The 10,968-nt window shown below is 50.9% G+C and carries 11 protein-coding genes; 8 read left to right on the plus strand and 3 right to left on the minus strand.

The genetic code is table 11. From position 1 onward, the window contains the following. Positions 1 to 79: 79 nt before the first annotated feature. A complete protein-coding gene (locus ACTG33_RS00005) occupies positions 80 to 1,222 on the minus strand; it encodes a S66 peptidase family protein (RefSeq protein WP_439133100.1) in 1,143 nt (380 codons plus the stop codon). A 227-nt stretch (positions 1,223 to 1,449) separates the two neighbouring features. Here ACTG33_RS00005 and ACTG33_RS00010 point away from each other — a divergent pair, with 227 nt between their 5' ends. From ACTG33_RS00010 to ACTG33_RS00045, 8 genes are all read left to right on the plus strand, one after another. Next, positions 1,450 to 1,812 carry a DUF3703 domain-containing protein gene (locus tag ACTG33_RS00010; protein ID WP_439133101.1) on the plus strand — a complete coding sequence of 121 codons (363 nt, stop codon included), beginning with the start codon at positions 1,450 to 1,452 and terminating at the stop codon, positions 1,810 to 1,812. Between the two features lie 490 nt (positions 1,813 to 2,302). After that, complete coding sequence (locus tag ACTG33_RS00015) at positions 2,303 to 2,848, plus strand: hypothetical protein (protein ID WP_439133102.1); 546 nt, start codon at positions 2,303 to 2,305, stop codon at positions 2,846 to 2,848. Positions 2,849 to 3,026: 178 nt separating this feature from the next. After that, on the plus strand, positions 3,027 to 4,022 hold the full coding sequence (locus ACTG33_RS00020) for an ArsR/SmtB family transcription factor (RefSeq protein ID WP_439133103.1): 996 nt from the start codon (positions 3,027 to 3,029) through the stop codon (positions 4,020 to 4,022). Positions 4,023 to 4,124: 102 nt separating this feature from the next. Next, positions 4,125 to 5,336 carry a methionine adenosyltransferase gene (gene metK, locus ACTG33_RS00025; protein WP_439133104.1) on the plus strand — a complete coding sequence of 404 codons (1,212 nt, stop codon included), beginning with the start codon at positions 4,125 to 4,127 and terminating at the stop codon, positions 5,334 to 5,336. An 80-nt stretch (positions 5,337 to 5,416) separates the two neighbouring features. Beyond that, positions 5,417 to 6,817 carry an adenosylhomocysteinase gene (gene ahcY / locus ACTG33_RS00030; protein ID WP_439133105.1) on the plus strand — a complete coding sequence of 467 codons (1,401 nt, stop codon included), beginning with the start codon at positions 5,417 to 5,419 and terminating at the stop codon, positions 6,815 to 6,817. Between the two features lie 68 nt (positions 6,818 to 6,885). Further along, positions 6,886 to 7,731, plus strand: coding sequence for a methylenetetrahydrofolate reductase [NAD(P)H] (gene metF, locus ACTG33_RS00035; RefSeq protein ID WP_439133106.1), 846 nt, complete (start codon positions 6,886 to 6,888; stop codon positions 7,729 to 7,731). Between the two features lie 12 nt (positions 7,732 to 7,743). After that, complete coding sequence (locus ACTG33_RS00040) at positions 7,744 to 8,472, plus strand: 16S rRNA (uracil(1498)-N(3))-methyltransferase (protein WP_439133107.1); 729 nt, start codon at positions 7,744 to 7,746, stop codon at positions 8,470 to 8,472. A gap of 148 nt (positions 8,473 to 8,620) precedes the next feature. Next, positions 8,621 to 9,439, plus strand: a complete 819-nt coding sequence (locus tag ACTG33_RS00045) for an MBL fold metallo-hydrolase (RefSeq protein WP_439133108.1) — start codon at positions 8,621 to 8,623, stop codon at positions 9,437 to 9,439. 38 nt (positions 9,440 to 9,477) lie between these two features. Here the strand turns inward: ACTG33_RS00045 and ACTG33_RS00050 are convergent, their stop codons facing one another. Continuing rightward, positions 9,478 to 9,978 (minus strand): chemotaxis protein CheW, encoded by a 501-nt coding sequence (locus tag ACTG33_RS00050; RefSeq protein WP_439133109.1) that lies wholly within the window; start codon positions 9,976 to 9,978, stop codon positions 9,478 to 9,480. A 16-nt stretch (positions 9,979 to 9,994) separates the two neighbouring features. After that, positions 9,995 to 10,948, minus strand: coding sequence for a chemotaxis protein CheB (locus ACTG33_RS00055; RefSeq protein ID WP_439133110.1), 954 nt, complete (start codon positions 10,946 to 10,948; stop codon positions 9,995 to 9,997). Positions 10,949 to 10,968: the final 20 nt, after the last annotated feature.

A 10,968-nucleotide genomic window follows, 5' to 3' on the forward strand; every position in this document is an offset into this window, starting at 1 on the left:
AAGGCAATTGATCTATTTGACATCAAAAAAGGTTCCGGAAAATCCTATGTTGTAAGGAATAAACGCAGAAAGTAGCAGATTACACCGTCACCGCCGGCTCCAGTAATTGCAACGTACCTTCATTCGCATCCATTCTCACCAGGCCCCCGACAGGCCAGGTTTGATTGTGGCGAATATGACCGATCTGTGCGCCCATGTAGCAAGGGATGCCCAAGGGCTTTACATATTGCTCTACGATATTGGCGAGGGTAAACGAGCCCACCATGACCTCGCGATCTTTCTGGCCTCGGGGTTTTCTGAAGTAGCCGAAGATCAAACCAGCAACTCGATCCAGTGTGCCGTTGAGTTTCAGAGTCGAGAGGTAGCGATCGATGCGATAGACCGATTCGTTCACGTCTTCGAAGAACAGGATTTTGCCATCGACATCCGGCAGATAGTCCGTGCCTGACAGGGATAGCCAGACGCTCATATTTCCTCCCACCAGTCGACCCTCAGCGACACCGGAATTGATGGTGCGAATTTGATTATCCCCCGTGACGATCAATGGACCACTGCGATCTTCGTTCACATACTTGACGCTTTGCCCCTGAAAAATCAGACGATTGATGTAATCAAATCGATAGGGATTCCAGTGGGTAAACCCCACTGGGCCATGAAACGTGACCAGCCCCGCCTTGTGATAAAAAGCGTTCAACAAGGTCGTAATGTCGCTGAAGCCCATAAATATTTTGGGGTTGTTCTTAACCAGTTCAAAATCCAGATACGGCAAAGTTCGGTTGCTGCCCCAGCCGCCGCGCAACGCAAAGATGGCTTTCACCTCGGGATCAGCAAAGGCTTCATTAATGTCTTTGGCTCGATTCTGATCGGTCCCGGCCAGATAACCATTTTGGTCCAGAATGTGCTCACCCAGTTTGACCTTTAGTCCCCCTTCTTCCAGGGATTCTTTGGCCATATCCACCAGACTGCGCTCAAAAATAGCCGTCGCCGGAGAGACACAACAGATGGTATCTCCACGCTTCAGCGCCTGAGGATAATGAATCGCTTGTGATCTATCAGGTAGTTCTACCGGTTTCGTTTCAGCCGGCTTCGAAGAATCAACGGTGTCAGGCTTTGAAATTGGCTCCACCGCCTGCAAGTTACTGACGGGTCCGGAGTTGTTGGTGCATCCTGCCACAGAAACTCCTGTCAGCAGTCCATATTTGACCAGATCTCTGCGTTTCACCCTCACTCCTTAGTGTAAAAATTGATATTTCTTACGGTAAAGAATAGTTCAGAATGCGCCACTTCGTACTTCCAATTCGTACTGCTAAAACAAAAAAGAAAAGACACGATCTTCCTCTTTCACTTCGCCATACATTAACCCGCTGGACATTCCCCTTGGGGAAAGGTCTATAAAAGGTAAATCTACTACCAAATCACGATTTCAGATTGACCAGGGATACTAACAACATGAACTGTTACTTCGCCAAACACATTACCCCTTTTGTTCAAGCCGAGCTGACGAAATCCGACATCCAAATGACTAACGGTGCTTCTCAACAAGCTTTTAAACATCTGGAGAATGCGCATATTCTCGGACAGGAATCCACCTATTGGCACGTGAAAGTTCACTACCACATGTTGCTATGGGGATTGAAAGAAAAAGACACACCTGAAATCAGGGGACAACTTCTGAGAATCATTGGCGCGGCCACCAAAACTGCTTTCGGCATGATTCCAAAAGGTAACAGCGGCGGAGCCAATATCAGCCCTTTTAAATCCTTGCCAGTTGATAAGTCCCTGGCCGACATTATTCTGAACGCAAAGCTCTGAGCCATCAATCAGGGTTGGACATATTTTATCTTGATACTTTTTACAGACTGTTTATCAATTTTCAACTGAACTTTCTATTTTTAGATGGAAAAGTAATTTCCCATAATAAAAAAAACAAAACCATAAAAACATAAAAAGTTATGAGAGAAACTCTGGAAGCTTCCGAATCTTATAGCCCTTGTCATCCCTATCCTCACTGATATTTAATGCATTATCTGACTCAAACTTTTTTGCTCAAATCGCACCTTTCACCCCTTTCATTTATCACGCCATTTTCAGTGAACGATGTAACGTTTGTGAGAAAAATAACGACAATCGTTGTATCAAAATGTAGCGAACACACTCGCCAGTGCTACGCTTTGACATGAAAAGCTCAGGTCTTTTCGTTGGGTAAAAAGCTTTTCGTAACTTCCTCATTTTAATGGCTAACCCTTTTCGCAGATAACAAGAAAATTTGATGCGAAGATGTAAAGTCAAGTAAGGAGTCAAGATGAAAACATTCACTAAAAATCTTTTGGCCATTGGCGTTTTAGCAAGTGCGCTTCCGGCCGTGGCTTTTGCTCAAGAGAGTGTTGGGCCTAGCAGTGGAGACAGGGAGTTCACACTTTCAGGAACCGGTACCAGCGATAAGGATTTCGACAACAGCAGTATGGGCGCATCTGCGGATATCGGCTGGTACACCTCTTCCCACATGGTCTGGGGTATACGTCAAAGCATCAATTACGCAGACATTGAAGGTGAAGATGCCACCGATGATTTCTGGAACGGCAGCACCCGTGGCTATCTGGATTACCACTTCCTTGACGGTGCCTGGCGCCCCTTTGTCGGTGCCAGCCTGGGTGGTATCTATGGTGACGGGGTCAAAGACAGCGCTTTCGCCGGTATAGAATTTGGTCTCAAATACTATGTGCTTGAAAGCACCTTTATTATGGGACGTGCCGAATATCAATTCTTCTTTAGCGATGGCGACGAAGCCGAAGACAACTTTGACGATGGCGCTTTTGCATACGTCTTGGGCATTGGTTATCACTTCTGATCCCTAATCTTTACATGGCTAATCCCTAGTTTTTACATGACTAGTTACTGCGAACCGGGCACTTTTCAGTGCCCGGTTACGTTTTTGAACGAGAAATAGCCATCGAACAAGAGTCACCAGAACAGATCTATATCAAAATATTTTGATATAGATTGACTCCCCTGCTAGACTGCTCTGCATGTCTCAGTTGTTATCCACGGTAAATTTCGCCGAAAGCCCCTTAACCAGCGACCTGGCAGCCACATTAAAGGCCGCCGGAGACCCCTTGCGGCTGGAGATTCTGCGACTTCTGGCGCGAGATTCATTCGGAGTAATGGAGCTAAGCCGAATTTTTGCCATTAAGCAGTCTGGCATGAGCCACCACCTGAAAGTGCTCGCCAACGCCGGACTGGTGGCAACCCGCCGGGAGGGGAACTCGATTTTCTACCGCCGAGCGCTACCTGGCGCTGAATCGCCCTTCCGCCAACTGCTGGACAGCCTGTTTCATACACTGGATCAGAACCCGCTGGCGGATGAATATCATGTTCAGCTCAAGACAATACAACAGGAGCGGGCTGCCGCTTCGCAGGCGTTTTTCAGTGACAACGCCGCAAAGTTCCGGGCGCAGCAGGATTTGATCGCCAGTCATGCGGTCTATGCGGAAGCCGTTACCGAGATGCTGACCAATACGTCATTGCCACAGCACCAGACGGCGCTGGAAGTAGGACCCGGCGAAGGAGAGTTCCTGTCAGTGCTGGCCTCAAGGTTTACTCAGGTGATAGCCCTGGACAACTCAGAGTCGATGCTCGACAAGGCTCGAGTCTTTGCCTCTGAGCATCAACTCAGCAATGTTGAATGTATTCATGGCGACACCGAAGCCGCGGTTCAACTGGCACTGAATGCCGATTGTGTCGTCATCAACATGGTGTTGCACCACGTGCCGTCACCGGCACACCTGTTTGACGACATCAGTCAACTGCTCAATCCGCAGGGCTGCCTGTTAGTCGCCGACTTGTGTCACCACGACCAACAGTGGGCGCGAGATGCCTGTGGTGATGTATGGCTCGGCTTTGAGCCTGACGATTTTTCCAGCTGGGCGCAACTCGCCGGGCTGCAGGAAGGGCAAAGCCAGTATATGGCGTTGCGCAATGGTTTTCAGATTCAGGTCAGGCAGTTTTTTAAGCCCTCGGCCTGATCCCTCAACCTAATCAATAGTTTTACAGAGATTTTGGACTCATGTCCGAATAAAAGATTGTTCAACCGCAGGTGCGGTCATTTTTAAAGGAGCATGCCATTCATGTCTGAGTATTCCGTATTTACTTCCGAGTCTGTGTCGGAAGGCCATCCCGACAAAATGGCGGATCAAATTTCTGATGCCGTCCTGGATGCCATTCTTGCCCGCGACAAATATGCCCGCGTTGCGGTAGAAACGCTGGTGAAAACCGGTATGGCGATTGTCGCTGGCGAACTGACCACGTCCTGCTACGTCGATCTTGAAGACATCATTCGCGATGTCATCACCGACATCGGTTACAACAGTTCCGATGTCGGTTACGACGGTGCCACCTGTGCAGTTCTGAACGCCATCGGTAAACAATCGGTGGATATCAACCAAGGTGTTGATCGCGCCCGTCCTGAAGATCAGGGTGCCGGCGACCAGGGGCTGATGTTTGGCTACGCCACCAACGAAACCGATTCACTGATGCCCGCTCCGGTCTATTATTCTCACCGCTTGGTGGAACGTCAGGCTGAGTTACGTAAAGACGGCATTCTGCCGTGGCTGCGTCCCGACGCCAAAAGCCAGGTCACCATGCGTTACGAAGACGGTAAGCCTGTTGCCATCGACGCCGTGGTACTGTCGACTCAGCACAACCCTGAAGTGACTCAAGAAGATATTCGTATCGCAGTGATGGAAAACATCATTCAGCACGTCCTGCCCGCTGAGTTGCTGCACGCCGAGACGCAATTTCACATCAACCCTACCGGCAAGTTTGTGATAGGTGGTCCGGTTGGGGATGCCGGTTTGACCGGGCGCAAAATCATTGTTGATACCTACGGCGGCATGGCTCGTCACGGTGGCGGCGCTTTCTCCGGCAAAGACCCGTCCAAAGTAGACCGCTCTGCAGCCTACGCCGGTCGCTATGTCGCCAAGAACGTCGTGGCTGCCGGTCTCGCGGATCGCTGTGAAGTACAGGTGTCCTACGCCATTGGTGTAGCCGAGCCGACGTCTATCTCGATCAATACCTTCGGCACTGGCAAAGTCAGTGATGACGAATTGATCGGCGCCATCCGTAAAACGTTCGACCTGCGCCCTTACGCCATCACCACCATGCTCGATTTGCTGCACCCGATGTATCAGTTGACCGCCGCGTACGGACACTTCGGTCGCGAGCCGTTTGAACACACATACACCTGGACAGAAAACGGCGAAGAAAAATCTGAAACCTTTACCGCTTTCACCTGGGAAAAAACCGACAAGGTTGACGAGCTGAAAGCCGCACTGGCTTAACAGACTCATGGTCGCCACAAACCGTCGCCTGAATTCATTTTGACATACGCCAGCCACAGGCTGGCAGAAGAGGATTAATCATGACTACTTTTACAGACTACAAAGTTGCCGCTGCCAACGAAGCCGAGTTCAACCAACTCGCCGCCTGGGGCCGTAAAGAAATCGACATCGCTGAAGGCGAGATGCCTGCACTGATGGCGCTGCGTCGCAAGTACAAAGACGCACAGCCTCTGGCCGGTGCCAAGATCATGGGTTGTATCCACATGACCATTCAGACCGCCGTGCTGATTGAAACTCTGGTGGACCTGGGTGCCGACGTGCGCTGGTCGTCCTGTAATATTTTCTCAACTCAGGATCATGCGGCTGCAGCCATTGCCGCTGCCGGCATTCCTGTATTCGCCTGGAAAGGTGAGACCGAAGAAGAGTTTCTTTGGTGTATTGAACAAACCATTCTGTCGGAAAAAGACGGCACTGAAGCCTGGGATGCCAACATGATTCTCGACGATGGTGGCGATCTGACCGAAATGGTTCACAGCAAGTACCCTGCACTGCTGAACGACATTCACGGCATTTCTGAAGAAACCACCACCGGTGTACACCGTCTACTGGAAATGCTGGAAAAGAACGAGCTGAAAGTACCCGCCATCAACGTCAACGATGCGGTCACCAAATCCAAAAACGACAACAAGTATGGTTGTCGTCACTCTCTCAACGATGCTATCAAGCGCGGCACCGACCACCTGATGGCCGGTAAAAAAGCGCTGGTTATCGGCTACGGTGATGTGGGTAAAGGTTCTGCCGCATCACTTCGTCAGGAAGGCATGATCGTTAAGGTTACCGAGATTGATCCAATCTGTGCCATGCAAGCCTGTATGGATGGTTTCGAAGTGGTTTCCGCCTACAACAACGGCGTCAATACTGGCGAGGTCGCTGACATCAATACAGCCGTGCTCAGCACTACTGATTTGGTTGTCACTACCACCGGTAACATCAATGTCTGTGACGCCGCCATGTTGCAAACACTGAAAAATGGCGCTGTGGTATGTAACATTGGCCACTTTGATAACGAAATCGATACCGCCTTCCTGCGCGACAACTACGAGTGGGATGAAGTCAAACCACAGGTGCACAAAATTTACCGCGACAAAAGCAGTAACGATCATCTGATCCTGTTGTCCGAAGGACGTCTGGTGAATCTAGGGAACGCTACCGGTCATCCATCACGCATTATGGACGGTTCTTTCGCCAACCAGGTGCTGGCACAGATCTATCTGTACGAGCGTAAATTTGCCAATCTGATGGAAGAGGAAAAGTCGTCCGAGGTCTACGTCAAAGTCTTGCCGAAAAAGCTGGACGAAGAAGTGGCCAAAGATATGGTGGAAGGCTTCGGTGGTGTCATCACGCGCATGACTGAAACCCAAGCGAACTACATTCACGTCGATGTAGACGGTCCATTTAAACCAGAAAGCTATAAGTACTGATCGGAAATAACACCCGACCGTACAACCGCCAGGCGCTTTGCGCCTGGCAAAGACATTGAGTAATGATCATGAGTAACAACGAAAACCTGCGTCTCAGCTTTGAATTCTTCCCGCCCAAAACCGACGAAGGCCGCGCTAAACTGCTGACCGTACGTGACGAATTAAACACCCTTAATCCGGAATTCTTTTCCGTAACCTATGGTGCCGGCGGCTCCACACGTGACAACACCAAAGGTATCATCAACACGTTCAAACAGGATGGCATTGCTGTCGCACCTCACCTGTCTTTTGGTGGCGATGACGAAACCACCATGAAAGCGCTACTGCAGGAATACAAAGACGCCGGTGTCGACCGCATTGTGGCACTGCGTGGTGATATGCCTTCAGGTATGGGCGGCGCGTTTCAGATGGTTTATGCCAATCAACTGGTCGCGTTTATCCGTGAACATTTCGGTGATGCGTTCCAACTGGAAGTTGCAGCCTATCCGGAAATCCATCCGGAAGCCACTAGCTACAACGACGACATTGGTTACCTGAAAGGTAAATTCGACGCTGGCGCTGACAGTGCATTAACTCAGTACTTCTACAGCCCTGACGCCTACTTTTATTTTATGGATCAGTGTGACAAAGCCGGAATTACCAATCCGATTTACCCAGGCATCATGCCTATCCTGAATTACAAAAACCTGATTCGTTTCAGTGATGGTTGCGGTGCTGATATTCCCCGCTGGATTCGCAAACGCCTCGAAAGCTTTGGCGATGATACCGCCAGCGTAAAGGCTTTTGGTCTGGATCTGGTCACCGAGTTGTGTGAAACCCTGCTGGAAAATGGCGCACCCGGTCTGCATTTTTACACCATGAATCAGGTTGAACCCACAGCCGCCATTGTGAAAAACCTGGGACTGGACAGCTGATCGTCGTTTTTTATGCGCATACCTCGTATCTACACTGAGCAACCTTTACAGGTCGATAGCGATATCGAGCTGGACGACAATGCGTCTCGCCATGTCGGCAAGGTGTTGCGCATGCAAGCCGGCCGGGAGCTGGTGCTGTTTAATGGCCAGGGTGGCGAGTACACCGCAACCATCAGTGACGTCGGAAAAAAGAAGGTTCGCGTTTCAATTGCGTCGTTTGACGACGTGGAACGCGAATCGCCACTGCCTATTCATTTAGGCATTGGTATTTCCCGCGGCGAACGCATGGATTGGGTACTGCAAAAGGTCACGGAGCTGGGCGCTGCCAGGATTACACCCTTGTTCACAGAACGCACAGAAGTCAAGCTCACCGGCCCACGGCTGGAAAAGAAACAACAACACTGGCAACAGATTCTCATCTCCGCCTGCGAACAGTGTCAGCGCAACACGCTGCCACAACTACAGACGGCACAACGATTTGAAGACTGGTTGCCCTCCGTGACTGAAGCATCGCGGTTTGTGTTGCATCACCGCACGGACACCTCTCTGGCAAAATCTGACAAACCCACATCTGTCGCCCTGTTGATCGGACCTGAGGGTGGTCTGTCCGCAGCTGAAATTCAGCGAGCGCAGCAGCAAGAGTTTCTGCCTCTGGCTCTCGGCCCCCGGGTTTTCCGTACCGAGACCGCACCCATTGCGGCCATCAGCGTGCTGCAATACCTCTGGGGCGATCTTAGCTAACCACCTTACTCCGTTTAGTCTGTCCTTTTGCGTCAGTAATCCGCCCTTTTTAACCAGTGTTCTGCCCCACACGAGCTGCTAGGATAAACTTCAGCTCGATCTATTAAATCCAGCTCTACCCCCGAACTTTAGAGGTATTGATCCCACCATGTCTGTGATGCAGCGATATCAACACAGAGACCTAGTCGGCCTGCGCGTCGGGAGAGTTAATCTCGGCATCAATACCTCGTTTATTGTTTACCGACTGGGTGACACAATCATTGATTCCGGCCCGAGCAATCAATGGAAATACGTTAAACCGTTTATAGAATCCAGACCGCTTGAACAGTTATTGCTGACTCACCATCATGAAGACCACAGTGGCAATGCGGGAGCCATTCACCAACTCACGGGTATCCAGCCAAACGCGCCTGCACTCACCATCGACATATTAAAGCGCGGCTTCAAGATTCCGCCAATGCAGCGATTTATTTGGGGGCGTTGTGGACTGGCAGACGCTCAACCGCTGTCTGATGACATCCGCATTGGCACTGAAAAAACCAAAGCGTTGTTTACCCCCGGGCACGCCAAGGACATGACTTGCTACCTGATGGAAGATCGCGGCTGGCTGTTCAGTGCCGACCTCTACATCGCCAATTATTTGAAACTGTTGCGCAGCGACGAATCCATTCCGCTATTACTCGACAGCATCCGCTTTACCCTGTCACACGATTTCGACACGATACTCTGTCCCCACCGCGGAATTGTGGAAAACGGTCAACAAAAGCTGGGAGAAAAATACGACTACCTAACGAACCTCGCTGAACAGGCTCAGACATTAAACGCACAAGGGTTAGGACTGAAAGAGATGACCACTCGTCTACTGGGTAAAGAGGGTGCGATGGGGGTACTCAGCCGGTATAACTTCAGCAAACGTAATCTGGTTGCATCCTGTCTGGACGTCGATCTAAAACAACATCAGGTGTAGCCCACCCCAAAAAGAGACTGCACCTAACTGGTCAGAGCCTAGCTCTGACCCACGTACCCATTTTGCCAGTCAAGATAAACCTGTTCCAGAGCGCTGACGTCGGGAATCAGTACTTCTTCACCGCTTAACGTCACGTGCATCCGCTCAAAGGTTCGACAGCTTCGGTCTTCCATCATACTGATGTCTTCTTCACTCACACGAACCAGCTTCGGAATACCCTGGGTCGGCACAGCGACAAACGGCAAATCAGGGCTGACACCCGTATTGTTAAAAACTGCGATCCGGCTTTTGGCTTGTAACTCGGGTTGAGTTTCACCGCAAAGAATTTCGAAAGACAACAAAGGTACTTTAACGTCCCGCCACAAGAAATAGCCTAACAACCAATCCGGTGCGTCATTAATCGTTTCAGGCGCAGCGTACGGAACCATCTCGGCAACCGATACCGTTGGCGCTAGCAGTGTCCGCTCTGCCAGCGGTATCATCAGGCTCGGCACAACGTCCGGAGCAAACTGTTCGATGGTTTTTAACGCGCTGTCCATGATCTCTTACCTGTTATTACTTATTAAACATCTTGGGCGACGATCGTATGTGTCGTGTCAGTTGCGCCGCCAGTTCTTTCGGTGTTCCGGTCACTGAAACCAGTCCCGCTGCAATCACCGATTCGGGCATGGAAGCCACAGTACAACCTTCGGGTTGCTGTGCCCACACCTGTCCGCCCTGCTGGTGAACAAGGCGTGCCCCGGCCGCGCCATCGTCGCCCATACCACTGAAGACGATGACATTGCAGCGCGAGCCAAAACAGCGCGCCATATTGGCAAATACCTGATCAATTGCCGGACTGTAAACCCCCGGCCATTTTTCAGGCCTGACGGCGACGGTTCCGTTGCTGAGAAAATCAATCCATTGCTGTCCGGCAACAATGGCCGTAGAGCCTGCGTAAAGTACATCACCATCAGCCACGGGGTAAGCCTGATAGCGACTGTGTCGATTCACCATATCCACCAGCGATTGTTCGTAGCCGGTGTCGATATGCTGTACGTAAACAAACCCGATATCGAGCCCGTCCGGCAACGCCTGAAAGAACTCTCTGACCGCTTCCGGCCCGCCCGTGGAAGCGGCCAACACCCAAATGGTCTTGGCCGCGCCCGCAGAATGCTGCTCCAGATTGATGGATCCATTCAACTGCTGCAGCTTATTTAACACCCGACGACGCCAGGCATCATGATTCACTCCGCCCGGTGCAGCGTCTCCGCCATCGTCAATAATCACGGGCAATTGCAGCTGTTCCAGCCAGTCATCAATGGCGTTCCAGCTGGGGCTTTCCAGTGGCAGTATCACCAGCCAGGCATCCACCAACTGTATCTGCCGATTACTGAGATCACTGGCAAAGTTTTCGGCCAGCAGGCTAACAGCCACCTTGTGGCCGCTTTCTGCCACCAGCGGACGAAGCACATTCAGTTGAGCTGCAGAATCGACAACCAGACCCAACTGCAGCGTTTTAGCTGTCACTTGCAGCACCTCAACTTGCA

The sequence above is a fragment of the Pseudomaricurvus sp. genome (assembly GCF_965662505.1).
GTDB lineage: Bacteria > Pseudomonadota > Gammaproteobacteria > Pseudomonadales > Cellvibrionaceae > Pseudomaricurvus.

Excerpts from the sequence above, each read along its gene's own strand:
- metF (WP_439133106.1), top strand. The coding sequence starts at position 6,886 with ATGAGTAACAACGAAAACCTGCGTCTCAGCTTTGAATTCTTCCCGCCC.
- ahcY (WP_439133105.1), top strand. The coding sequence starts at position 5,417 with ATGACTACTTTTACAGACTACAAAGTTGCCGCTGCCAACGAAGCCGAG.
- ACTG33_RS00010 (WP_439133101.1), top strand. The coding sequence starts at position 1,450 with ATGAACTGTTACTTCGCCAAACACATTACCCCTTTTGTTCAAGCCGAG.
- ACTG33_RS00050 (WP_439133109.1), bottom strand. The coding sequence starts at position 9,978 with ATGGACAGCGCGTTAAAAACCATCGAACAGTTTGCTCCGGACGTTGTG.
- ACTG33_RS00040 (WP_439133107.1), top strand. The coding sequence starts at position 7,744 with ATGCGCATACCTCGTATCTACACTGAGCAACCTTTACAGGTCGATAGC.
- metK (WP_439133104.1), top strand. The coding sequence starts at position 4,125 with ATGTCTGAGTATTCCGTATTTACTTCCGAGTCTGTGTCGGAAGGCCAT.
- ACTG33_RS00015 (WP_439133102.1), top strand. The coding sequence starts at position 2,303 with ATGAAAACATTCACTAAAAATCTTTTGGCCATTGGCGTTTTAGCAAGT.
- ACTG33_RS00020 (WP_439133103.1), top strand. The coding sequence starts at position 3,027 with ATGTCTCAGTTGTTATCCACGGTAAATTTCGCCGAAAGCCCCTTAACC.
- ACTG33_RS00045 (WP_439133108.1), top strand. The coding sequence starts at position 8,621 with ATGTCTGTGATGCAGCGATATCAACACAGAGACCTAGTCGGCCTGCGC.